A 24,980-nucleotide genomic window follows, 5' to 3' on the forward strand; every position below is an offset into this window, starting at 1 on the left:
ATGAGTTGGTTAACACTTGGTGAATTAATCCATACAACGCTCGTTTTTGCGACGGCGATTATTTTTGCGTCTCTCGGCGGGGTTTTTTCAGAAAAATCCGGTGTGACGAACCTCGGATTGGAAGGACTTATGGTATTTGGAGCGTTTGCAGCGGGTGTTGGCGGATTCTATGCCGAGCAAGCTGGACTAGGAGGCACCTCTGCGGCTTGGGTAGGTGTGCTGTCAGCTGCGGTGTTCGGTATTCTGGTTTCGCTAATTCATGCTGTAGCCTCTATTACCTTTAAAGCTGATCAGGTAATAAGTGGTATAGTTATTAATTTTCTGGCAGCAGGTAGTACACTGTATATGGTCAAGCTTTTATTTGAGGGTGATGGTGACACCGGTCGGATTCAGGGTTTCAACGAAATATCCATCCCTTACCTTGTGGATATCCCGATTGCAGGAAAAGCCTTTTTCCAAGCTTACCCAACGACATATCTAGCTATTCTATTGGTTATTATTGGATATTTCACCTTGTATAAAACACCGTTTGGCTTGCGTTTGCGTTCCGTTGGGGAGCATCCAGGAGCGGCCGATACCGTGGGAATTAAAGTAAATCGTCTTCGTTATATTGGTGTGATGATTAGTGGGGCGTTGGCTGGGATTGGTGGAGCTACAATCACTCTGACTACAACCAACATGTTCTCACACAATACAGTTTCGGGGCAGGGATATATTGCTATTGCCGCTATGATTTTCGGTAAATGGAATCCGCTCGGTGCTTTTGGCGCAGCAGTGTTTTTTGGTTTTTCACAAGCCATTCGCAACTATGTGCAGCTGTTCGCATGGTCACAAAGTATTCCCCAGGAAATTATTTTTATGTTGCCGTATCTCCTGACGATTATTGTACTGGTAGCGGCTGTCGGACGTTCACGCGCTCCGGCCGCTTTGGGTCAACTTTATGATCCAAGCAAGCGTTAAACTTATAAACAACTGATGCTGTATGTTTTGCAAAATGTACATGGGTCTATAAAAAATCTGGTATCTGCATATGCAGGTATCAGATTTTTTTATATTGTGCAGGCATTTAAACATACGCTACTGGCATGAATGGAATAGACTGTGCTATGCAGATTGGACGGGACGCTCGGCCCCTGTCAGCTCCGGTCTATTTTGTGGTGGTGATGAGCTATCAAGGAGCCGTTCAATCTGTCCATCCGTTGAGAAGAAGGAGGAAATACGATGAAACAGGCAGTAACCAGAAAGCAGGTGGAGAAGCTTGTCGGCAAAGTCATCTTTGCTACTCGCAAGGATGGTTCCCAGGTCAGCGGCAAGCTGATTCGCATTTCGGGTAACCGACTGGTTCTTCAACCAAACCGCAAGAAAAAAGTGAACACGAAGGCAATTATTCCTCTGGTGCTGTTTGACTTGCTTGCCATCGGCACAGCTCCATACATTGGTGCCTATGGTGGGGGATATGGTGGCTACGGTCCGGGCTATGGAGGACCAGGATATGGTCCGCAACCAGGCCCGTATACAGACGGGGGATACCCCGGGGTAGGATATCCGTATTACCCTAATTTATTTTAGTCATACAAAATCCTGAGCCCGAAAAAGATACTTTTTACAGTAACTTTTCGAGTTCGTGGCATCGGCTCAAAGCTACGTATCGCAGCATTTGATATTGATGACGCAGATAAAAGTGGATCCCCCTGATATTGTCTTCATCCACCATCACTTTAGCCCGCTTGCAGCGACGCAGTCGTCCGTAGTGTTCGGCATGCTCAAGCAGTTTTTTTCCGTATCGCATACCTTGATGAGCCGAAGAGATTGCGATCAAATCAATGTATAATAGTTCGCCATGCAGCATAACATGAATGAAGCCAACAACCTGTGCATTATCCGGTCTGCAAGCTACAAAAGTGATGCCCCGGTTTAAGCGCCGGGGTAATTCTTTGCGTATTTGTTCCATTTCCTGGGCGCTTAAATGTGATAGGGGGACAAGCTCTTGCTCGATTAGACGAAAGATGATGTTGTCATCTTGAGAGCTGCGTTTTCGAATCATAAACGGGCCTCCTTTTCTACCCTTTTAACAAGATAAGACGTGGCTTTGGAGGAGTGTACTGTCTCACCGTGTGGTCTTTTTTATAATATGCGGGTACCTCTTACAAGCGTGCGATTCGGAGGTGCTTCAGAAAAGAAACATAAATTTTTATGAAATATGGGTATTGACTATCCCAGATGGGAGACATATAATGTGTCTAAACATTTGAAAGAATGACATGAACTCAACGGCAATGAAGAGGACGAAGTGATTAGGGCTCTTTTGTTCAGAGAGTGAGGCATTAGCTGCAAGCTTCACCAAAATCCCTTTTTAACGAGCTCACCTTGGAGCTGTTTTCCTGAAAAGTATTTGGGCCCGATGACATTAACGGTGCGCTGAATCACCTATTAGGGAAAATCGTACGGTCTACGTTACAGACGCCAGATATGGAGATCCTTTGTGATTTCTGTACCTGCCAAGGTTCGATATTGCGAAATATCGGGCAAACACGGGTGGTACCACGGAAGCTACAGCCTTTCGTCCCTCAGTAACAGCAAGTCTGTTCTAGGGATGAAAGGTTTTTTTGTTTTTACAAATGTCAGATGTATGTAAATTTTGTAAAGGAGGATGACCAATGAGTGCACAAATTCCTGAAGTTAGGTCAACCAATGAATTACGTGAAAAGTGGATGAAGCCTGAAGTGATTACAGGTTCGGAAATTTTACTCCGTAGCCTGTTGCTGGAGGGAGTAGATTGTGTCTTCGGATATCCTGGTGGTGCAGTGTTATATATCTATGATGCCATGTATGGCTTTAAGGATTTCAAGCATGTCCTCACTCGTCACGAACAAGGAGCTATTCATGCGGCAGATGGTTATGCACGGGCGAGCGGTAAAGTGGGCGTCTGTATTGCGACTTCCGGACCTGGCGCGACAAACCTGGTAACTGGTATTGCGACGGCTTTTATGGATTCGGTGCCGTTGGTGGTCATCACGGGTAACGTTGTATCTTCCCTGATCGGTACGGATGCTTTCCAGGAAGCCGATATTACGGGAATTACAATGCCGATTACGAAACATAGCTATCTGGTAAGAGATGTAGAGGATCTACCGCGAATCATCCATGAGGCATTTCATATTGCCAACACAGGGCGCAAGGGACCGGTACTGATTGATATTCCGAAGGATATTTCTGCAGCCCAGACGTTGTTTGTCCCACAAACGGAACCTGTGACCATGCGGGGTTATAACCCGAAAGTGTTGCCCAACAAAATTCAACTAGACAAGCTAACTCAAGCTATTTCCGAAGCAGAACGTCCATTCATTCTGGCAGGTGGAGGAGTTGTATACTCCGGTGGACATGAAGCACTTTACGAGTTTGTTCGTAAAACGGAAATTCCTATCACGACAACATTGCTCGGATTGGGTGGTTTCCCAAGTGGACATGAACTGTGGACGGGGATGCCGGGGATGCATGGAACATACACCTCCAATCAGGCGATTCAACAGTCAGATCTGTTGATCTGTATCGGAGCCCGCTTCGATGATCGGGTAACAGGCAAGTTGGATGGGTTTGCTCCTCAAGCTAAAATCGTCCACATTGATATCGATCCTGCTGAAATTGGAAAAAATGTTGCAGCGGATATTCCTATCGTGGGTGACGTGAAGGCAGTGCTGGAATTGCTGAATCAGGATGTGAAACGTGCGGACCTGGCAGATGCATGGAGAGCGCAAATTCAGCATTGGAAGAATGAGAAACCTTATTCTTATAAGGATTCTGAAACGGTGCTTAAACCACAATGGGTTGTTGAGTTGCTGGATGAAACGACCAAGGGTGGTGCAATCGTAACGACAGACGTGGGACAGCATCAAATGTGGGCAGCGCAGTATTACAAATTCAATCAGCCACGCTCATGGGTCACCTCTGGTGGACTCGGTACGATGGGATTTGGTTTCCCTTCTGCAATCGGTGCTCAAATGGCCAATCCCGACAGATTGGTAATATCGATTAACGGGGACGGCGGTATGCAGATGTGTTCGCAGGAATTAGCCATCTGTGCAATCAATAACATTCCGGTTAAAATCGTAATTATCAACAACCAGGTGCTTGGAATGGTTCGCCAATGGCAGGAATTGATCTATAACAATCGGTATAGTCACATTGACCTGGCGGGAAGTCCGGATTTTGTGAAACTTGCCGAAGCATACGGTGTCAAAGGGCTGCGTGCTACGAATAAGGAAGAGGCACGTCGGGCTTGGCAGGAGGCGCTTGATACACCCGGACCGGTCGTTGTCGAGTTTGTAGTCAGCAAGGAAGAGAACGTATATCCAATGGTGACGCAAGGTTCGACAATTGATCAAATGCTGATGGGGGACGAGTAAAATGACAACAAAAAATACCATTGCTGTACTGGTAAATGATCAACCCGGCGTTTTGCAACGTGTGTCCGGCCTGTTCGGTCGCCGCGGCTTTAACATTGAGAGCATAACTGTGGGACAATCGGAAGAAGTTGGATTATCCCGTATGGTCATTGTGACTGTAGGGGATGAGAACAACCTAGAGCAGATTGAAAAGCAGCTTTACAAGCTGGTTGATGTGATCAAGGTCATCGATCTCAGTTCCAAACCAATGGTAGCCCGGGAATTGGCGATGATAAAGGTAAAGGCAGAACCGCCTCAACGGCCAGAGATTATGGGCGTGGTAGAAACATTCAGAGCAGCTGTAATTGATGTTGGAACGACGAGTTTGATTGTACAGGTCATTGGCGATACAGAAAAAATTGATGCCATGATCGAGTTGTTGAAGCCTTACGGTATTCGGGAGTTGACTCGAACCGGGGTTACAGCTATGATACGTGGCAATGCTTAATATGGAGCTTTAACGAATTACCGCTTATAGCGCATTACATCAATAAAGAACCGCCCGCATAAGAGCGGGGACTCGAAGAGATTTTTAGATGCTAATCACGAGGGAAAGTCTCTTGGAGTACCCGCTCATTATGAAGGGTCCAATTAAAAGGAGGAAATTAACCATGGCAGTTACAACGTACTACGAAAAAGATGCAGAACTCAGCGTATTGAAAGGAAAGACAGTGGCCGTTATCGGTTACGGTAGCCAAGGGCATGCTCAAGCACAAAACTTGCGTGACAGTGGTGTGAATGTTGTTATTGGTTTGCGTGAAGGCAAATCGGCTGATGTCGCAAGAAACGACGGTTTTGAAGTTCTGAACGTAGCTGATGCAACAAGCCGTGCAGATGTGGTTCAAATTTTGTTACCTGATGAAACTCAAGCTTCTGTGTACAAAAATGAAATTGAACCTAACCTGAAAAAAGGCGCAGCTCTTTTGTTCTCCCATGGTTTTAACGTTCATTTTGGACAAATCGTAGCTCCTAAAGATAGCGATGTATTGCTGGTTGCTCCAAAATCCCCAGGACATATGGTACGTCGTACTTATGTAGAAGGGTTTGGAGTACCGGGGCTGATCGCAATTGAGCAGGACGCAACGGGTCAGGCCAAAGAAATCGGACTTGCTTACGCAAAAGGCATTGGCTGTACACGTGCGGGCGTAATTGAAACCTCCTTCCGTGAAGAAACGGAGACGGATCTGTTCGGTGAGCAGGCGGTATTGTGTGGCGGCGTGAGCGCACTTGTAAAAGCGGGCTTTGAAACATTGACTGAAGCAGGTTATGCTCCTGAGATGGCATACTTTGAATGTTTGCATGAGCTTAAGCTGATCGTTGACTTGATGTATGAAGGTGGATTGGCAACGATGCGTGATTCCATCAGTAATACAGCGGAATATGGCGATTATGTAACTGGACCACGTGTGGTAACGGAAGATACGAAGAAAGCCATGAAGGATGTGTTGACTGACATTCAACAAGGTAAATTTGCTCGTGACTTCATCCTTGAAAATCAATCTGGACGTGCATTCCTGACGGCTACTCGTCGTAATGAAGCTAACCATCCGATTGAAGTGGTGGGCGGACAATTGCGTGAAATGATGCATTGGATCAAAAAGTAATAATCTTTTGTACTATGAATTCGACTACATGCATTATTTATAAATATTAATTACAATGCGGCCCTGCTTATTGCGTGAGCCGCATTGTAATTTAAGGGTCCTAATCCTGAGGAGGTGCGTTAGGTTGCGCAAAATATATATATTTGACACAACGTTGAGAGACGGAGAACAGTCACCTGGCGTGAACTTGAATACTCGTGAAAAAGTGGAGATCGCTCATCAGTTGGAGAAGCTGGGAATTGATCGTATGGAGGCTGGGTTCCCGGCTGCTTCTCCGGGTGATCTGGCAGCTGTTAATGCAGTAGCAAAAGCTGTAAAAAATTCGACGGTGATTGGTCTTTCGCGTGCAAGGGAACAGGATATTGATGCAGTTCGCGAGGCACTCAAGGGAGCTCAGGACCCGTGTATCCATATTTTTTTGGCAACCTCTCCTATTCACCGTCAACATAAGCTGCGGATGGAGAAGGCACAGGTTTTGGAAACTGCTCGTGCTGCCATACGCTATGGGTTGAAATATTTGCCTAAAGTGGAGTTTTCCTTGGAAGATGCAGGCCGTACAGAGCTTGATTTTGTGGTTGAAATGGTCACCATGGCTGTACAAGAAGGAGCTTCTGTCGTCAATATTCCAGATACGGTAGGTTACTTGACACCCTATGAGTATGGAAATATATTCAAACATATTAAGGAAAATGTAATCGATGTGGAGAAGATTCAATTGAGTGCACATTGCCACAATGACCTGGGAATGGCTACTGCTAATACACTTGCTGCCATCCTGAACGGCGCGGATCAGATCGAGGGAACCATTAACGGTATCGGTGAACGTGCTGGAAACACGGCCATTGAGGAAATCGCCATGGCACTGGAGACGAGACAGGAATTTTTCCAGGCCAAAACGTCTCTTCAATTGTCTGAAATTGCGCGCACGAGCCGTTTGGTTAGCCGTTTGACGGGGATGGTAGTGCCGGGCAACAAGGCAATTGTTGGAGCCAACGCTTTTGCGCACGAATCAGGTATTCATCAAGACGGCATGCTGAAAGAGAAAACGACTTATGAAATCATGACACCAGAAAGTATCGGTCTAAAAGAAAGCAAGCTGGTACTTGGTAAGCACTCAGGTCGTCATGCTTTCCGTGAGCGTTTGATCGAGTTGGGCTACGAATTGAACGAAGAAGATCTGAATCGCGCTTTTGGGCAGTTCAAGGATTTGGCTGATAAGAAAAAGGAAGTTTCGGACGATGATATTTTGGCATTGCTGGAAGAAAAATTGGCTGATGCACCTGAAGTCTTCAAGCTGGAAACGATTTTTGTTACCTACGGGAATAAGGCTACGCCTTCCGCACAAGTGCGTCTGGTTAACGATGAAGATCAGGTTATTGAGACAGAAGCTGAAGGAAATGGTTCAGTCGATGCGATCTATAATGCGATTGATCAAGCCAGCGGTGAGAGCGTTGTACTTTCAGATTACTCCATCAAGTCTGTTACCCATGGTAAGGACGCTCTGGGTGAAGTCCATGTAGTGCTGACGCAAAACGAACTGTCTGTACAGGGACGCGGGGTAAGCACCGATATTCTGGAAGCAAGTGCTCGGGCTTACGTGGATGCGCTGAATGGTTTAATCGACAAGCGTAAAAACTACAGTAATCGCGTAGATTATAAATCTTAGTTTTTATGCAGACTTAAGAGTTGGGTTTACAGGATCGGGTTTTTTCGGTCCTGTTTTCTTTTTTTCTGATGAAGAGACCAGCTTATAGGCTGTACCTATTGAATTGATAGATTCTATATCTTGGTCAAAGCCCTGCCATATATGTTACAAAGAAGGTATGAAAAATACGGTTGTATGGCTGTATAACAAGAGGAGTGTACGTGATGGCAGACGTTAAAAAAATTGCGGTAATAGCGGGAGATGGAATTGGACCTGAAGTGGTCGCAGAGGCAGAGAAAATTTTGAAACGTACGGAAGAAGTATTCGGCTTTTCATTTGAAACGGAGCATGCGCTGTTCGGCGGGATTGCCATTGATAAGAAGGGCACACCATTACCGGAAGAAACACTGGCAGTATGTCAGTCTGCAGATGCTGTTCTGCTGGGTGCGGTAGGAGGGCCACAATGGGATAACAATCCAAAGGAACTTCGTCCTGAAACCGGGCTGCTGGGCATTCGCAAAGAGCTCGGTCTGTTTTCGAATCTTCGTCCTGCCGTCGTCTTTGACTGTCTCAAGGACGCGTCTACATTGAAACCGGAAGTGTTGGAAGGAACGGACCTGATCGTGGTGCGCGAACTGACGGGCGGCATTTATTTCGGCGAGAAGTTCAGACGAGAAAGTCCTCAGGGTGAGGAAGCAGTTGATACTTGCGCATATAATGTAACAGAAGTAGAGCGTATCGTGCGCCAATCTTTCGAAATTGCACAAAAACGTCGCAAAAAACTTGCATCGGTGGATAAGGCTAATGTACTGGAAACTTCCCGTTTATGGCGTGAAGTAGTGAACCGGGTTGCTGTAGACTACCCGGATGTCGAGCTGGAGCATGTATTGGTTGATAACTGCGCCATGCAATTGCTGCGTCGTCCATCTAGCTTTGACGTCATCGTGACGGAAAATATGTTTGGTGACATTCTCAGTGACGAAGCGGCTATGCTGACTGGATCCATCGGCATGCTCTCCTCCGCATCACTGGGAGAAGGCAGCTTCGGCCTATACGAGCCGGTACATGGCTCGGCGCCTGACATTGCAGGTCAAGGCCTGGCGAATCCCATTGCAACGATTTTGTCCGTTGCTTTGATGTTCCGTCTTACCTTCGGGTACGAGAAAGCAGCAGATGCCATTGAGAAAGCCGTAGCTGAGGTACTGGATGCAGGGCACCGTACGGCGGATATTGCGGTGGATAAATCTCAAGCAATCTCGACAACTCAAATGGGTGATCTGATCGCTGCAGCTATTCGCTAAAAGCTCCGTAAATGCACCCGTTCTGAAAAAAAGCTTCCTATTATATAGTCTAGCTTTTTGGCAAATGTTTAGCACAGTAGCTCCTGAGCAATCAGGAGCTATTTGTATATTCAAAGGTTCAAAATGTGAATAAAATGTGAATTTTTAAGCTAGTTTAAAATAATTATAAAAAAGTAATGGTTACAATATTGACTTTGATTTCAGCGAATGATAACATTTATCAAGTAAGTTGTTGTTTATTACAATACAGATGATTGAGGAAAGCACATTTGGTGTTTTTCTTACATATTTTAAAGGAGGATTTCATATTATGGCAGAAAGATTGGTAGGAAGACCCGCCCCTGATTTTGCATTGGAAACAGTGACTGGAGACGGTCAAGAATTTGGTTCGGTGAAGCTTTCCGATTACCGTGGCAAGTGGCTCGTATTTTTCTTCTATCCACTGGATTTCACTTTTGTGTGCCCTACGGAAATTACAGCATTGAGCGATGCTGCTGACCAATTCAAAGAGCTGGATACTGAAATTCTGGGTATCAGTGTAGACTCCGTGCACAGTCACAAAGCATGGATCAACACAGCTAAAGAAAACAACGGTCTAGGCAAACTGAACTTCCCATTGGCTTCTGACATCACGAAAAAAACAGCAAGCGATTATGGCGTTCTGATCGAAGAAGAAGGCGTTGCATTGCGCGGCTTGTTCATCATTGATCCAGAAGGCGAATTGAAATATCAAGTGGTTAACCACAACGATGTAGGTCGCAGTGTAGAAGAAACATTGCGTGTACTGCAAGCTTTGCAATCCGGTGGCTTGTGCCCAATGAACTGGAAACCAGGCGATCAAAATCTGTAATATAAGCTTCACAAGTTGAAATTAATTAAACAAACAAGCCCCCAACTAGCGGTTACTCTACCGTTATTGGGGGCTTGCTTGCCTGCTCTGTGCAGCTGAAAATGTGAGGACAGCCTGTTTAATGAGGCAACGCAGAGTGAGGTAACAAATAATTATGGAAATGTTGTTGTGTTCTGGAGGAATTTTGCCTGGCGAAAGCGAATAAGGTATTGTAGAAGATAAGCAAGGCAGAACAGGTTTTGTTCAGAGGAGGCTGAGCCCGGATGAGTTATTGCTGTGGAGCAAGCATGGTAGGAACCAAGGGAACGCTGAAGCATTACCGCACCCAAGTTCATAATGTTCCTTTGCTGTTTTGCCCGGTATGTCGTCGCATTGAAGTTCATTATAAAGTCGAAAATGAGTATGAAATTTTGGCTGAATATGCACATGGAGATGGGGCAAGCGAGATTGATTTTCAGGATTATGTCATGGAAGACGATGATACGATATTTGAAAATTGTGTGAATCGTGAAAGTGAAGATGCGTTTGAAATTGTGAAGCGTCAAATTGACATATCCCTGGATTTATTGATGGTAGCCAAACAGATGAATGATGAAAAATGGCAGGGAGAGCTTAAGAGAAGACTGGCCGTTATGAGCCAAAGACGATCCCGGCTTCAACATAATAAGAGCGGCAGTTGACATCCTACACACCAAAGAAGCTCTCAATTCTGGAGAGCTTCTTTGGTGTGTAGGGCGCTTGTTCCTAACTTCATTTTTCATTTTGGTAATGTTGCGCAGATATTATGACGAAAGAAAACAGGATAAAAATTTGGATTCGACACTTTTTCCGATTGACTGCGATCCTTAATCTTGTCTATCATAAAATAAGACTGGAATTGGAAAGAGATGGTCGGATTTCTGTGTAACTGTTTTCTACACCATTGAAGGGTAGTCGATAGATGCCTTTCTTTTCTTCAAGATTATTACGCGTCCGATACGGCCAGTTTGTCATTCCGAAACAAGGGGGAAGCCTGGCATGATCAGTGAATTCCAAGAAGCCTTGCTTGATACCGTGGGAGCTTGTCCTTCCACACAGATCGCCAATAACAAGTATGAAAATGTGCTGGAGAACCTGGATAGTGGTATCATGCTGTTTGACAGTGACGGGGTACTGACCTTTATTAACGTGCAAATGGCGAAATTGCTGGAGCTACCACGGAGTTCGCTAGCAGGTCGCAATTTGATGCAAATTTTGCATCATCCTGAGTTAAGCCGGTTTAAGAAGAAGAAAATCATGCGGATTTATAAAGAAACTATCTTTCATAGAAAGCGCTATCATGAGTTAATTGATGAGTATGGTCGGCATTGGTTGATAACAGTAACCTATGGTGATCAGATGGATGGCGATTTTTTGTTTAGCGTCAAGGATGTGTCGGATTATAAGCAGATTGAGCAGACAGCATATCAAAACGATAAGCTGGCGATGCTGGGACGCATCTCGGCCTCTATTGCTCATGAAATTCGTAACCCGCTTACCGCAATCCGGGGCTTTATTCAATTGCTTCGACCGCATTTGGTGGAGTTGGGCAGGGATGAGTATGCCCGCATTATATTAACAGAAATTGATCGTGCGAACGACATTATTTATGAGTTCTTAAATTCGTCCAAGCCTTCGGCTCCGCAAAAAACGGCTGTATCTGTGATGGGGCTGCTGAAAGAAGTAGTGATGCTGACAGAAAGCGAAGCATTGATGAAGGGTTGCCAGATTGCATTGGACGAAAATGATGAGCTCATGAAGGTTTCCATTGATGTGAAGCAGATTAAGCAGGTTATTCTCAATATGATTAAAAATGCAATGGATGCCATTGAAAGCATGGGTGGGGAACGAGAGGGCTGCATCGATATTCATACAGTGCTTGAGGGCAATTATGTCCACATTTGTATTGAAGATAACGGATTAGGTATGGATCACAATACATTGACGCGTTTATTTGATCCTTTTTTTACAACAAAAGAAAGTGGAACCGGGTTGGGATTGGCTGTGAGCTATCGAATTATCAAAAATCACGGAGGTTTCATACATGTAGACAGTAAACATGGAAGTGGCACACAATTCAAAATCACGCTTCCTGTAGTTTAATATGGGGAGGTTTTCGCAGAGGGGTCCTGTACATACTATTTCTTTTATGTTGTGCAGCGTTGGGGTATAGGTATCACCTTTTTGGAAAAGGTTATCTGAAGCGCATAATCTGACAAGATGATGCGCTTTTTTGGTGCTGTAAGCTCGGTTATTTGCGTAAATGCGAAAATGAATTCATGAATTTAAGACAAAAAAATGATTCACCTTTCACAGATTAAATGCTATTATATACCAGAATACAACATTATTTTTGATACTATAGACTTAAACAACGGCTTCCAAAGCTGTCAAACGTCTTAGATGATCGGAATCTCCGATATGCAGGGGGCTGAAGAGGCTGAATGAGTATACGGCTGGAAGTAAAAAAAACGATAGGTATCGGCATTGCTGCGATAGTTTTGTTTGTCTTGGTTCAGTTATTTCACGTAACTTTGAATAAGATATACTCCCATAATGTTTTTTTCTTGTTATATCCGATCATAGGGTTTGCCTGTGCTGCGATTTGTTTTTCTATTTTTTATCAATCCTGGTCCGTTTTACTGGAACAGTTATCCTTGCAGAGACTTCTTATTGCCCCGACGTTTTTGGTGGCTGGTCTGCTTTACCTTGTTCATATTGTTTCGTTTAGTTTCGTAAGCCTGACGGACTTTGCTTTGTCTCCGGGCATTTCGTTATGGCTGCTGTTTGTAAATCGTGCCTTTACTTCTGTCTTGCTCTTATGTGTTTGTTTCCTCCCGTTTAGCAAGACGAAGTCTGAATACAAGACAGTGGCTTTGTGGGCAGGGATAGGCTGCACTTTGCTGATTCTAGGAGTTATTAAGATATTTGGTGCAGGCTTACCGGATCTACGTATACGATACGAAATAGGCAACCTGGGCTGGACGTTAAATCTGGCTGTCATGTTACTACTTGTGTTCACTTTTATTTTCGGGGTGCGAAAATATCGGAAAGTCCGCCCGGCGGAGTTGGGCATGTTGCTTATGGTTCGTGGAATTGGACTGTGTGTTGTGAGTCAGTTGTTCTATTTATTTTCTGAGCAAATGAGCGATATTAATCACCTATTGGGACTTTTGACCAACGCGATAGCATTCTATAACATGTTGAGCGGGCTGGTCCGGTTGATGGTTCTGGTTCCTTATCGTGAAAAGCAGGCAGCAGAATCTGAGTTTAATCACATTGCTTATAATGATGATATAACAGGACTCCCCAATCGTCGCCGCCTTTCCCAACGTTTAGATAAAATATTGCGCAAATCATTGAAATCGGATGAGACAGTAGCACTTTTAGTTCTAAATATTGATCGTTTCAAGGCGATTAATGATTCGCTTGGACATATGGCAGGAAATTATTTGCTGTATGCAGTAGGCGAACGCTTGGGGCATTTTAGCCATGAAGGGGAAGCTGTCTTTAGCATGGGCGGAGATGAATTTGCCTTTCTTCTAACGGGATACGAAGATACAGATGCTATGAGAAGTCGTATTGATGATATGGTGAAGCTGTTCGATCTGCCTTTCGATATTGATGGTGAGTCTTATCATGTGACGGTGAGCGTTGGTATAGCTTTGTACCCGTTGGATGCGAATCAGAGTGAACAGCTTATTCAGCAGGCGGATACGGCTGTACATAGTGCTAAAGAGCAGGGAGTGAATTTTCAGCGGTATGCTAGTTCGATGCAGATGCGAGCGCATGAAAGACTCCAGCTGGAAAATGATCTGCGGCGAGCGCTTGAAAATGAGGAATTTTCATTGGTGTATCAACCTCGTGTCCACCTGCAAAGTGGCGAGCTAACGAGTTTGGAGGCGCTGGTGCGTTGGAATCATCCTCATCGTGGGATGGTGATGCCAGGCGATTTTATTCCGGTGGCTGAAGAAAGTGGTTTAATTGTGCCCTTGGGGGAATGGGTGTTACGGGAGGCCTGTCTGCAAAATAAGCATTGGCAGGAGCTTGGGTACCCACCAATCCCGATTTCGGTCAATTTATCCATGCGCCAATTTCAGCAAAAAAAGCTGGTGGATGTAATTCGGGGCATTTTGACCTATACGGAACTTGAAGCACGCTATCTAGAGCTGGAGATTACCGAAAGTATGACCTTTGATAAGGATCGAGCCTTTGAACAGTTAAAAAAAATAAAGGCTATTGGTGTCGCAATCAGTATTGATGATTTTGGAACTGGCTATAGCTCATTGCATTATTTGAAGAATCTCCCGATTGATCGTCTAAAAATTGATCGTTCCTTTGTAAATGAGGTACTGGTCGACAGCAAAAATGCAGCAATTGTATCTACTATTGCCTCCATGGCTCACCATTTGAAGCTGAAGGTTACGGCTGAAGGGGTAGAAAATGAGGAGCAGCTTCATTTTTTGCAGGCACAAGATTGTCATGAGGGTCAGGGGTATTATTTTAGTCGCCCCATTCCGGCAGAAATCTTTGAAAAATTGTTTTTACGTGAACCTATGAATTGGCTGGCTCAGGATAGTATGTAGTATGCTTGCATTTTGCTGAAAGGTAAGTTATACTAAATAACATCCTGATTCAGCTGGTTGACGATAGGTTAAGCGTGCCATACATAAGAATCGAGATATTATAAAATGCGGGTGTAGTTCAATGGTAGAACTTCAGCCTTCCAAGCTGATAGCGTGGGTTCGATTCCCATCACCCGCTTACTATTTTAAGAAGTTCGAAACCCTTGTGACGCAAGGGTTTTTGTTTTGTTTGGAGTAGATAAATACATTATAGCCGGGGTGCCAATGGGGTATCACGGCTTTTTGCGTTCTTACGAACTATTTTTACATTGCCACACAAAATAAAATATAAAACATTTAGCTTATATGCTATAAATAAACAGATAAAAAGAACTATTTACCATTTACTAAAAAATAAGTATAGTCGCATTGTTGGGATTTAACTTAAAAAAGGATGGTGTAGCTGCAATGAGGAAAATTTCTTTTCTGTTTTTAGCATTAACTTTGGTGCTGCTTACTTTCCCTGCAAGTTCTACGTTCGCCGCTGCTGATTTTCCGAATACGTCGACGAATGGAATGACTGGTTTTGCCGGACAGGCTAAAAGTGAAAATGGAGCTACTAAGCCTGCCACAACAGGGGGAAAAGGCGGTCAGATTATCTATATCAATAATCTAAACGATTTGAAAAACCAGTTAGGGGATTCAACTCCTAAAATTCTGGTCATCGAAAAAAATATCTCTGCCTCCTCTAAAACCGTGGTCAACATTGGTACTAACAAATCGCTCATTGGTTCTTATGCGCAAAACAAACTGGTTAACATTCATTTGAAAACAACAAATAATTCGGGAAATGTGATCTTTCAAAATTTAACTTTTGAGCACAGTGCCAACATTAACGGTAACGATGACATCCAACTTTATCTTACTGCGGGCACAAATTATTGGATTGATCATGTTACGTTTGCAGGTCACAGTTATAATGCAAATGGCTCGGATCTGGACAAACTTTTGTACATAGGCCAATCGGCTGATTATGTAACCATTAGTAACTCCAAATTTGCTAATCATAAATATGGTCTCATTTTGGGATATCCTGATGATGGCAATAAAAATTATGATGGCATGCCCCATATCACGATCGCTAATAATTATTTTGAAAACTTACTTGTACGTGGTCCAGGACTCATGAGATATGGATATTTCCATGTTAAAAATAATTATATTAATAATTTTCAGCTTGCTTATACCATTGCTACGAATGCAAGAATCTATTCTGAGTACAACTACTTGGGAAAAGGTAGTGAAAAGGGCGGTATTCTTGATGATAAAGGCAATGGCGAGTTTAAAGATGTAGGGAGTTTTCCCACCATCAACAATCAAAAATCGCGTGTAACCAACTGGAATCCAAGCAAGAACTATAGCTATCAAGTTCAGACTCCTGAATATACTAAAGAGTTTGTAACGAAATATGCAGGCTCGTCGAATACAACTTTGGTATTTGGAAAATAACGAGGGTTATTTGCAAATGTGTTGTGATCTGCTATACTAACCGCAAGTAATTATCCCATGAAAAGGAAGGTAACCATACGTCCGATGAAGTAAGCACACTGATTTTCCCACTTAACTGCACAGTTACTGGCAGGCGGCTGTAAGCTGCAACGGGAGAAGTGTGTCTGAAAATGAATGTAGGGACGTATGCGTTTATTCCGGAACGGGATTTGGCTTATTCGTTTACGGTGTTATTTTTCATAAGCGTATGTTCTGAAACGATTCATAACAGTCATTCTATATTCCTTGTATGCAAGCCGCAGCCTTCTGCGGCTTTTTTTATTGCTTCCGGGGTCAAAAAACCGGGCTGGGAAAGGATGATCGGTATGAGAACGATTTTGCGTATTCGCAATGTAGTAAAGGATTGGAACGGGACATCTTTATTTGAGAATGTGTCGTTGGATGTGATGGAAGGAGAACGGCTCGCACTGTTTGGAAGAAATGGAGCAGGTAAAACGACGTTATTGCGAATATTGCTGGGAGATGAAGTGCCAACCTCTGGTCAAGTAGAGCATGATTTGCCACTGGAAGAGCGGGGCTGGCTGAAGCAGCAGGATACGGTGGATTGGTCTCGAACCGCACTGGAGGCCGCACAGCAGGCCAGCCCTCGGCATTGGCTCCTCAAGCAAGCGTTGGGACAGCTGGAAGCTGACCTAGCCGATGCTGGGAAGGATATGGAGCATCATCTGGAGCGTTACGGCGAGCTGATGGATGAATACGAACACCTGCAAGGCTTTGCCTGGGAGTCTGAGGTGGAAAAGGCGCTCACTCGAATGGGAATGCCTGTCCAGACGTGGTCCATTGCTTATGGTGACCTGAGTGGCGGACAGAAGACGAGAGTGCGATTGGCCGGACTCATGGTCAGGCAGCCGAAGCTGCTGGTGTTGGATGAGCCGACCAACCATTTGGATGCCGAAAGCTTGCTTTGGCTGGAGCAGTGGCTGTCTACGTATCCGGGAACGCTGCTGTTTGTATCGCATGACAGAGCCTTTTTGGATCGAGTGGCTACGAGTATAGTTGAGCTTGCATCGACAGGTATTGGACGCTATAAAGGCGGCTATAAGGAATATAAAGCGCAAAAGGAGCGGGAACTGCGAGAGCAGGAAGCCAGCTATCGAAAGCAGGAGCTGGCGAAACAGGCACTGGAGGAAACGATTCGAAATTACAGGGAATGGTTTCACCAGGCACATCGTAGCGCATCCAAAGTCGAAGTGGCTATTACACAGAGCTTCTATAAGGCCAAGGCTAAAAAAAATATCTCCCGTTATCATGCGAAAGAAAAAGAACTGGAGCGACTGGAGGCTAACAGGGTAGAACAACCACGTGAAGCTCCGTCTTTGCACATGAAATTAAGTGACAGCGGGTTTCAGGCAAAATATTTGCTGCGTGCTGAGCAGGTTGACTTTAGCTACGACGACCGTATCATTGTGAAAAATCTAAATCTGATCGTTGCACGTGGAGACCGTCTGGCTGTTCGGGGGCCCAATGGAATTGGTAAAACCACACTGCTTCGGTTATTAACAGGTCAACTGGAGCCGCAGACAGGAAAAATCACAGCCAACCCACAGTTGAACATCGGATATTTTTCACAGGAGCTGGAGCAGCTCCCAGAGGATCAAACGTTGCTGGACAGTCTGCTTGCGCTTCCGACGATGACGCAAACAGAAGCGAGAACAGTGTTGGGCTGCTTTCTTTTTGCGAAAGAGGACGTGTTTAAAAGGATCGGGACACTTAGTATGGGAGAAAAATGCAGGGTAGCTTTTCTGCGTCTGTACTTTAGTGGAGCCAATCTGCTGGTGCTGGATGAACCGACGAATTATTTTGACATTGAAACCCGTGAAATTGTAGAGGATTCTTTGCGTAACTATGATGGAGCACTGGTGCTCGTCTCACATGATCGGGAGCTGGTGAGGAGCACGGCAACTCGGTTACTCGATATGAAGCCGGGGGGCAGATATGAAATCTATGAGGGGACAGCCGACGAAAAGCAAGAAGATGAACGGAGCCGTCAACGGGAGCCAGAAGACCAGGAGCGGCGTGAGGAACGTCTTCGATTACAATTGCGTCTTACAGAGTTGATGGGAATGACAGGCACGAATGACGAAAATGAAAAGTTGTTGAGCGAAATCAGGCGCATTCGTGCAAATCTGGAGCGGTTGGATGATCTCGATATCTAAAGGGTTGAAACGTATGCCCTGCTTGCCAAAGCGCGGTAGTTTGCATATAATAATGAACAATAGTTCGAATTTTTGAAAATGTCTTGATGGAGAAGAGTAGACAGTGTCCGATTGAACAGGGAGGAAGCGTCGTAGGATTGAGAGCGTTTCTGCAAATACTGGGCTGTTGAAGTTCGCTCCGGAGCAGTTCCTTGAACCTCAGGCGCCATGTGAATGGCGAATGTGCAAGTAGGGGATACCGGTTCACGACCGTTATAACGTGCAGAGCGAGACGATGATGCATAGCATGAACAATCACCTGTAACTATGTTGCCGTAAGGCAAAACGCCGGGTGAGCTAAGCTTATTGTCTAACGAGGGTGGTACCACGGTCTTTTCGTCCCTTACCGGGAGGAAAGACCTTTTTTTGTTGTCTGAAAAGCTGGATATGAAGAAAGGGGACTGAACAGGCGATGAGCGAAACCATCCAAATGAAGGAACATTTGCTGGCCTTGAAGGAAGAAGCACTGGAAGTATTGGAGAAGGTGGCAACACCTAAGGAGCTGGCTGATCTACGGGTCAAATACTCGGGAAAAAAGGGCGCATTGACTGAAATTTTGCGCGGTATGGGCAAGCTGAGCGCGGAAGAGCGTCCGGTTGTTGGACAGGTAGCCAATGAGGTGCGGGAGGCGATTGAAGAAGTCGTTAACCGTAAGCAAGACGAGTTCACGAAAGCGGAAACGAATGAGCGTCTGCAAGCGGAAAAGATCGATGTTACGCTACCTGGACGCACACTGCCGCAAGGCGGACTGCACCCACTCAACAAAGTGATTGAGCAAATCGAGGATATTTTTACAGGCATGGGATATCGAGTGGCTGAGGGTCCACAGGCTGAGACGGATTATTATAACTTCGAAGCATTGAACCTGCCTAAAAATCACCCCGCACGCGATATGCAGGATTCATTTTACCTGACTGAGGATCTGTTGATGCGTACCCATACGTCACCAGTTCAGATTCGCGCGATGGAAGCGATGAAGGGCGAAACACCTATTAAGGTTATCTGTCCGGGTACGGTTTTCCGACGTGATGATGACGATGCAACACATTCTTTTCAATTCCACCAGATTGAAGGGCTTGTCATTGGAAAAGACATTCGCATGAGTGATTTGAAAGGAACCTTACTTCAATTTGCACGCGAAATGTTCGGAGAATCGACCGAAATCCGTTTGCGCCCAAGCTTCTTTCCGTTCACAGAGCCGAGTGCTGAAGTAGACGTAACTTTTGTGAAGAAAAATGGCGAACGCGTGTGGATTGAAATTTTGGGCTGTGGCATGGTCCATCCGAAAGTGCTAGAGATGGGCGGTTTTGATCCCGAGGTGTACAGCGGCTTTGCATTCGGTATGGGTGTAGAGCGGATTGCTATATTGAAATACGGTATCGATGATATTCGTCATTTTTATAACAGTGACCTGTCGTTCCTGAAACAGTTTGCGCGTCAATAAACAACTATATCAAGGGAAGTGAACCCATATGAAAGTATCATTCGAGTGGCTGTCCGAGTATGTATCGCTGGATCAGGTAAGCGCGGAGGATCTGGCAGAGAAAATCACCCGTTCGGGCATAGAAATTGATGAGGTCGAGCAGCGCAATCAAGGGATTACTGGCGTCGTTGTCGGCTATGTTAAAAGCAAGGAAAAGCATCCTGATGCTGATAAGCTGAATGTATGTATTGTCGATGCAGGTCAGGAGGAAGATCTGCAAATCGTGTGCGGTGCCAAAAACGTGGATGCAGGTCAAAAGGTTCCTGTTGCAGTTGTAGGTGCCAAGTTGCCGGGAGATTTCCACATTAAAAAGGCCAAGCTGCGTGGTGTAGTATCCATGGGTATGATCTGCTCGGCCAAAGAACTGGGCATGAATGACAAGCTGCTTCCAAAGGAATTGCAAGAAGGTATTTTGGTGCTGCCTGAGGATGCTGAAATTGGTATGCCAATTACGAAGCTGCTGGCGCTGGATGATCAGGTGCTGGATTTTGATCTGACACCCAATCGTTCGGATTGCCTGAGCATGCACGGAGCAGCATATGAAGTGAGTGCGATTCTGGGACGTGATATTTCTCTGGCTGATCCGGCTAAGGATCTGGTGGAAATTAGCGATGCAGCGGCAGATCATCTGTCTGTGAAGGTAGATACTCCTGAACTGTGTACACACTACGCGGCCCGTTATATTACAGGTGTAAAAGTGGGGGCTTCCCCATTATGGATTCAAAACCGTCTGATGGCGGCAGGTGTTCGTCCGATCAACAACATCGTAGATATTACGAACTACGTCATGCTGGAATACGGTCAGCCGTTGCATGCTTTTGATGCGGATAAGCTGGAAAATGGAAATATTGAAGTTCGACTCGCTCGTGCAGGCGAAACATTGATTACACTTGATGATCAGGAGCGTAAGCTGGAGCCGCATATGCTGCTGATTACAGACGGTGTGAAACCAATAGCATTGGCAGGCGTGATGGGTGGAGCCAACTCCGAGGTTACGGATGCGACGGTCAGCATTGCGCTGGAATCTGCGAAGTTTGACGGCGGTACAGTTCGCAAAACGTCTCGTCAACTTGGACTGCGTTCAGAAGCAAGTCTGCGTTTTGAAAAAGAGGTTGATCCAGGCGCTGTTGTGCCTGCTGTGAATCGTGCAGCTGCGCTGATTCAGCGTTATGCAGGAGGCACTGTACACCAGGGCATCGTAGAATCTGCGTCTGCAAAAGCTGAAAACCGCATTATCAAGCTGTCGCTAGATAAGATAAACCGATATTTGGGAACCGAACTGTCGCTGCTTGAGGTGAAAACGATTTTCGGTAGACTTCATTTCGGATGTGGCGACGCAGAGCAAGGGGTACTGGAAGTTCAAGTTCCTACACGCCGTGGAGATATCACCATTGACGTGGACTTAATCGAAGAGGTTGCTCGTCTGTATGGTTACGACAATATCCCGACCACGCCGATTGAAGGTCCTACAACTCCGGGAGCTTTGACAGCATCACAATCATTGCGCCGCTCCCTGCGCAGATTGCTGGCTCATGGTGGCTGGCAGGAGACGATCAGCTACTCTTTTGTACATCCGCAAAGTACGGGGTTATTTAATGCCCTGACAGAAGGCAGCCATCCGGTACGTTTGGCTATGCCTATGAGCGAAGACCGTAGTGTTTTGCGTACGAGTATCATTCCGCAGATGCTGGATACAGCGGTGTATAACATGAACCGGAAGCAAGACAATCTGGCGATTTTCGAGATGGGAACAGTATTTTATACAGAGGAACAAACATTAACCCGCCAGCCGCAGGAAATTCAAGTGCTGAGTCTGTTGTTGACTGGGGTTCGCCGTGAAAAACAATGGAATATTGGTGCTGAAAAGGTTGATTTCTTTGATATTAAAGGCGCGCTTGAAACGGTGTTTGACTATTTCGGATTGAGTGCCAGCATTCGTTATGTCGCTGACCAACCGCAAAGCTACCACCCGGGCCGTTCCGCTTCGGTATGGCTGGATGTGAATGGAAGCTCTCAACGGATCGGTACCCTTGGGCAGATTCATCCGGAGCTCCAACAATCTTATGGGCTGAACGATACGTATGTTGCAGAAATTGCGTTGCAACAGGTCATTGAACACGCAAACTCTCATATTCAGTTCAGAGAGCTGGCTCGCTTCCCATCCGTGGAACGTGACATTGCCCTCGTGGTCAATAAAGACGTTGAGGCAGGCGAACTGCTTCGTGTTATTCACGCTGCAGGCGGAGAGCTGTTGCAGGATGCACGAGTGTTTGATGTATTTACAGGCAGTAAGCTTGGTGAAGATAAGAAGAGCGTAGCTATCTCTCTGACCTATCGTCACTGGGAACATACGTTGACGGATGAAGAGATCAATGCGGCGCATACTCCTGTCGTTACGTCTCTGGAACAAACTTTTGGAGCGGAATTGAGAAAGTAGCAGGAAATGCGGGAAGCCGTATCGAATCTTAGTGACAGAGGTTCGATACGGCTTTTTGGCCTATCATCATAGGAGCTCTCTTACTCTGATAATTACCCGCTGCGGGGAAGCCGGACTAATAAGGTTGAACGCTTCACGGAAGGCGGGTTACCATAGTACCGGACACACCTTAGAATCAACATACAGTAGTATTGAAGGAGGGCATAATTGTGACTACACCAGATCGTACTCGCGTCACTGTAGAGATCTACGGTACTTCTTATAAACTCGTCGGCAGCAATACCGATTATATGAAGCAGGTTGCCAATTACGTGGATGAGCGTATGCACAGCATTTCTCAAGCTCATTCGCGTCTGGATATGCCCCGAATTGCCGTGCTGGCTGCGGTTCATATGGCAGAAGAAGCTGTACAAATCCAGGAAATTCAGAGTCATATGAACCGCTTAGCAGCGGAACGAGCAGAGCTCCGGGGAGATCTGGCGCAACTCCAGACAGCTCTAGGGGAACAACAGCAGAAAAATACAGATATGCATCAATCTCTTATTCAACTGAAGGAAGAAAAGGAAGCAACGCAGAAGAAGCTGATGGAAACCGAATCTGTATCAGCGAAGGAGATTGCCCAATTGAGGGCAAAGCTGGAACAGCAGGAGAAAAAAGCGGCTGAACTTGAAAATGGACAAAAACAAGCTAAACGTGAATTGGAGGAGTCCCGTCAAGAAGCTTCTCGCAAGCTGAAAGAGCAGCAGGAGGCGGCCAATGCGCGTATCCGGCAGATAGAAGAGCAGATGAAGAAGGAAGTATCTGAAGCGGCTAAACAGGCAGAAGCCAAGCTGTCAGCTGCAGAGAAGACTCATCAGGAGCAAAAGCGCACAGAACTGGACAAGCTGCGATCTGCTTTGCAGCAAGAGCATAGCAAGAAGGTAAGCGAATGGCAAACCAAGTGTTCCGGACTGAATGAGCAGCTGGAGCAGGAACGTAAACAGGCTGAATTGGCGTTGAATGAGGAAAAGCTCCAGCATCAGGAAGCGCAGAAACGAGCTGATGAAGCTGCACTGGAGCAGGAGATTCGGGTCGAGGAGCTTCAGGAACAATTAGAACAAGTACAGGCAGGCAGTACAGAGCTTTCTTCTCGTCTGGGAGAGGCTCAAGAGCAAGCAAGAGTACTGAAGGAACAACAGTCCGAGCTGGAGTCTGTGCTGGAAACACAGCGACAGGCTGCGATAGAGCGAGAGCAGGCAGATACGCTTGCACGTGAAGAATTGCAAAGTCGATATGATCAATTAGAAGCTGAAGCCAAGGCTAAGCAGCAGCAGACGGCTAAGCTGGAGGAAGAACAGCGACGGATGCAGAAGCTGTTGGAGCAAGCTCACGTATCTTCTCGCAAGCTGCAAAGTGAGCTGGCTACGCTAGCTGAAAGCGAGAAGTCATGGAAGAAGCTTGCAGAAGAACGCCAGGTGGCAGTTGATGAACTGGAGCTCTCCCTGCTGGAAGCACGTGAGCAGAAGGAAGAAATACAAGTGCAATTACAGCACGCAGCGGCTGAGCTCGAAGCTATTAATGATAAATTTGCTTCACAACAGCAACGGCTAGTTCAACTCGAAGCGAGAATCAAGGAGCTTTCACCTGAGCTGATTCGCGTTCAGGATGAGCTTGAGAAAGCCAAAGTCCGAGAGCAAGAGGGAACTAAGGCGTATCAATCGCTTCAGGAGCAATATGGAAGCATGAAGAGCCGAGCTGGACAGCTGGAGCAAAATATCAAGCAGCTCCAGCAGGAAAATCGAGAACGGCGGAGTGAACTGGAACGTGCTGAGGAAGAATCCCTGGAATGGCAGCTTAAATACGATCAGTTGAAGGCTGAAGCGGAACGTTTGGAAGCCGAAGATGCTGCCCGTAAGGAAGAATTTGCTTCTTGGGAGCGGGAAATAGCGGTAACGGTTCAACAAAAGGAACAGCTTCAGGAGGAGATTCGTTTGGCTGTTGAAACTGCCAAAACGGCGAAGGCTGAACAGCAGTCCATAGAGCAGGAACGAATGGCCTTGCAGTCTGAATTGGACGAAGTGGGTCAAAAATATGAAATGGCAGCGCATCAGCTTCGTCTGTTGCAAGTACAACAGGACGTAGATCGGGAAAATTCGGAGAAGATTTCTACGGAATTACGTCAATTACAGGAAGAATACACCAAGCTTCAAACTGAGTATAATGAATGGATTGAACTTATCGAACAGGATCAGTAGATACGGATTATACATGTAAGGCAATCCCCGGCTGCTCATTGCCGGGGATTGTTTGTTTATTGTATCCACTCAGAGGTGTAAATGACAAAAAGCTGTCCTTTGGCAGATGAATTCTGCTTCGGGACAGCTTTGCCAGAAGCGATTACTGAAATTAATTCCCGTTTTTCCGACCGGCTTCAAACGGTGTCGATACCGGAATGAACAGGTCGATAATCCCGATAACCAATGCAGCGAGCAATGCGCCCAGAACGGAAACACTGACATGAGCGACGACATATTGAGCGACCCAGATCACCAGAGCGCTCACAAGAAAACCTACGATACCGCGTCCAAATGGGGAGACGCGTCGACCAAACACCGCCTCGACGATATAGCCAATCAAGGCAATGACAATGGCTAGGATCAGCGCGCTCCAAAAGCCGCCTACACTAAATCCGGGAACGATCCAGCTTACGACCATCAGCACCAGAGCGGCAACGATGAAACGTACAATGTGCCCGAGAATGCTCACGGAATAACCTCCTTTGTTTTTTGAATCAGGGTTAGACAAAGGTTAGTGTGTGGCATGAAGAGCTTTCTTATGTGTAAAACAGAGTTGGCAAATAGCGTAAGTTTGCTGCTTTCGGTATAATATAGA

18 protein-coding genes and 1 tRNA gene are annotated in these 24,980 nt (G+C 45.8%); 17 read left to right on the plus strand and 2 right to left on the minus strand.

Features of this window, described 5'->3' with window-relative positions; translation table 11 throughout:
- On the plus strand, positions 1–960 hold the full coding sequence (locus tag G9G53_RS02230; protein ID WP_010349245.1) for an ABC transporter permease: 960 nt from the start codon (positions 1–3) through the stop codon (positions 958–960).
- Between the two features lie 261 nt (positions 961–1,221).
- Positions 1,222–1,569, plus strand: coding sequence for a hypothetical protein (locus G9G53_RS02235; protein ID WP_023987757.1), 348 nt, complete (start codon positions 1,222–1,224; stop codon positions 1,567–1,569).
- Between the two features lie 34 nt (positions 1,570–1,603).
- On the opposite strand, the gene G9G53_RS02240 is transcribed toward G9G53_RS02235, so the two are convergent.
- Positions 1,604–2,044, minus strand: a complete 441-nt coding sequence (locus tag G9G53_RS02240; protein WP_029516474.1) for a GNAT family N-acetyltransferase — start codon at positions 2,042–2,044, stop codon at positions 1,604–1,606.
- A 613-nt stretch (positions 2,045–2,657) separates the two neighbouring features.
- On the opposite strand from G9G53_RS02240, the gene ilvB reads away from it, so the two are divergent.
- From ilvB to zapA, 15 genes are all read left to right on the plus strand, one after another.
- A complete protein-coding gene (gene ilvB / locus G9G53_RS02245) occupies positions 2,658–4,403 on the plus strand; it encodes a biosynthetic-type acetolactate synthase large subunit (protein ID WP_029516475.1) in 1,746 nt (581 codons plus the stop codon).
- A gap of 1 nt (position 4,404) precedes the next feature.
- Positions 4,405–4,890, plus strand: a complete 486-nt coding sequence (ilvN, locus tag G9G53_RS02250) for an acetolactate synthase small subunit (protein WP_023987760.1) — start codon at positions 4,405–4,407, stop codon at positions 4,888–4,890.
- A 163-nt stretch (positions 4,891–5,053) separates the two neighbouring features.
- On the plus strand, positions 5,054–6,046 hold the full coding sequence (gene ilvC, locus G9G53_RS02255; protein ID WP_013309387.1) for a ketol-acid reductoisomerase: 993 nt from the start codon (positions 5,054–5,056) through the stop codon (positions 6,044–6,046).
- A gap of 124 nt (positions 6,047–6,170) precedes the next feature.
- Complete coding sequence (locus tag G9G53_RS02260) at positions 6,171–7,712, plus strand: 2-isopropylmalate synthase (RefSeq protein ID WP_069012849.1); 1,542 nt, start codon at positions 6,171–6,173, stop codon at positions 7,710–7,712.
- Between the two features lie 203 nt (positions 7,713–7,915).
- The gene (gene leuB, locus G9G53_RS02265; protein WP_029516477.1) at positions 7,916–8,992 is read left to right on the plus strand and encodes a 3-isopropylmalate dehydrogenase; all 1,077 of its coding nucleotides are present in this window, start codon (positions 7,916–7,918) and stop codon (positions 8,990–8,992) included.
- A 310-nt stretch (positions 8,993–9,302) separates the two neighbouring features.
- A complete protein-coding gene (locus G9G53_RS02270; RefSeq protein ID WP_023987763.1) occupies positions 9,303–9,842 on the plus strand; it encodes a peroxiredoxin in 540 nt (179 codons plus the stop codon).
- A gap of 263 nt (positions 9,843–10,105) precedes the next feature.
- A complete protein-coding gene (locus G9G53_RS02275; RefSeq protein WP_029516478.1) occupies positions 10,106–10,522 on the plus strand; it encodes a hypothetical protein in 417 nt (138 codons plus the stop codon).
- 337 nt (positions 10,523–10,859) lie between these two features.
- Positions 10,860–11,963: an ATP-binding protein gene (locus G9G53_RS02280; protein ID WP_039269745.1), complete on the plus strand. Its 1,104-nt coding sequence runs from the start codon at positions 10,860–10,862 to the stop codon at positions 11,961–11,963.
- Positions 11,964–12,304: 341 nt separating this feature from the next.
- A complete protein-coding gene (locus G9G53_RS02285; protein ID WP_165145044.1) occupies positions 12,305–14,446 on the plus strand; it encodes a bifunctional diguanylate cyclase/phosphodiesterase in 2,142 nt (713 codons plus the stop codon).
- Positions 14,447–14,553: 107 nt separating this feature from the next.
- Positions 14,554–14,624: transfer RNA gene (locus G9G53_RS02290), tRNA-Gly, on the plus strand.
- 269 nt (positions 14,625–14,893) lie between these two features.
- Entirely contained in the window at positions 14,894–15,934 is a 1,041-nt protein-coding gene (locus tag G9G53_RS02295) for a polysaccharide lyase family 1 protein (RefSeq protein WP_165145047.1), read from the plus strand.
- Between the two features lie 365 nt (positions 15,935–16,299).
- Positions 16,300–18,150, plus strand: coding sequence for a ribosomal protection-like ABC-F family protein (gene abc-f / locus G9G53_RS02300; RefSeq protein WP_165145404.1), 1,851 nt, complete (start codon positions 16,300–16,302; stop codon positions 18,148–18,150).
- A gap of 451 nt (positions 18,151–18,601) precedes the next feature.
- A complete protein-coding gene (gene pheS / locus G9G53_RS02305) occupies positions 18,602–19,633 on the plus strand; it encodes a phenylalanine--tRNA ligase subunit alpha (protein WP_273041806.1) in 1,032 nt (343 codons plus the stop codon).
- 28 nt (positions 19,634–19,661) lie between these two features.
- Positions 19,662–22,109, plus strand: coding sequence for a phenylalanine--tRNA ligase subunit beta (gene pheT / locus G9G53_RS02310; RefSeq protein ID WP_029516482.1), 2,448 nt, complete (start codon positions 19,662–19,664; stop codon positions 22,107–22,109).
- Positions 22,110–22,318: 209 nt separating this feature from the next.
- Positions 22,319–24,343: a cell division protein ZapA gene (gene zapA, locus G9G53_RS02315; protein ID WP_165145050.1), complete on the plus strand. Its 2,025-nt coding sequence runs from the start codon at positions 22,319–22,321 to the stop codon at positions 24,341–24,343.
- 151 nt (positions 24,344–24,494) lie between these two features.
- Here zapA and G9G53_RS02320 read toward each other — a convergent pair whose 3' ends face one another.
- Positions 24,495–24,854, minus strand: a complete 360-nt coding sequence (locus tag G9G53_RS02320; protein WP_029516484.1) for a phage holin family protein — start codon at positions 24,852–24,854, stop codon at positions 24,495–24,497.
- Positions 24,855–24,980: the final 126 nt, after the last annotated feature.

Origin of the sequence: Paenibacillus sp. EKM206P, from assembly GCF_011066155.1 — a bacterium.
Lineage (GTDB): Bacteria > Bacillota > Bacilli > Paenibacillales > Paenibacillaceae > Paenibacillus > Paenibacillus polymyxa_D.

Excerpts from the sequence above, each read along its gene's own strand:
- G9G53_RS02230 (WP_010349245.1), top strand. The coding sequence starts at position 1 with ATGAGTTGGTTAACACTTGGTGAATTAATCCATACAACGCTCGTTTTT.
- G9G53_RS02235 (WP_023987757.1), top strand. The coding sequence starts at position 1,222 with ATGAAACAGGCAGTAACCAGAAAGCAGGTGGAGAAGCTTGTCGGCAAA.
- G9G53_RS02240 (WP_029516474.1), bottom strand. The coding sequence starts at position 2,044 with ATGATTCGAAAACGCAGCTCTCAAGATGACAACATCATCTTTCGTCTA.
- ilvB (WP_029516475.1), top strand. The coding sequence starts at position 2,658 with ATGAGTGCACAAATTCCTGAAGTTAGGTCAACCAATGAATTACGTGAA.
- ilvN (WP_023987760.1), top strand. The coding sequence starts at position 4,405 with ATGACAACAAAAAATACCATTGCTGTACTGGTAAATGATCAACCCGGC.
- ilvC (WP_013309387.1), top strand. The coding sequence starts at position 5,054 with ATGGCAGTTACAACGTACTACGAAAAAGATGCAGAACTCAGCGTATTG.
- leuB (WP_029516477.1), top strand. The coding sequence starts at position 7,916 with ATGGCAGACGTTAAAAAAATTGCGGTAATAGCGGGAGATGGAATTGGA.
- G9G53_RS02270 (WP_023987763.1), top strand. The coding sequence starts at position 9,303 with ATGGCAGAAAGATTGGTAGGAAGACCCGCCCCTGATTTTGCATTGGAA.
- G9G53_RS02275 (WP_029516478.1), top strand. The coding sequence starts at position 10,106 with ATGAGTTATTGCTGTGGAGCAAGCATGGTAGGAACCAAGGGAACGCTG.
- G9G53_RS02280 (WP_039269745.1), top strand. The coding sequence starts at position 10,860 with ATGATCAGTGAATTCCAAGAAGCCTTGCTTGATACCGTGGGAGCTTGT.
- G9G53_RS02285 (WP_165145044.1), top strand. The coding sequence starts at position 12,305 with ATGAGTATACGGCTGGAAGTAAAAAAAACGATAGGTATCGGCATTGCT.
- G9G53_RS02295 (WP_165145047.1), top strand. The coding sequence starts at position 14,894 with ATGAGGAAAATTTCTTTTCTGTTTTTAGCATTAACTTTGGTGCTGCTT.
- abc-f (WP_165145404.1), top strand. The coding sequence starts at position 16,300 with ATGAGAACGATTTTGCGTATTCGCAATGTAGTAAAGGATTGGAACGGG.
- pheS (WP_273041806.1), top strand. The coding sequence starts at position 18,602 with ATGAGCGAAACCATCCAAATGAAGGAACATTTGCTGGCCTTGAAGGAA.
- pheT (WP_029516482.1), top strand. The coding sequence starts at position 19,662 with ATGAAAGTATCATTCGAGTGGCTGTCCGAGTATGTATCGCTGGATCAG.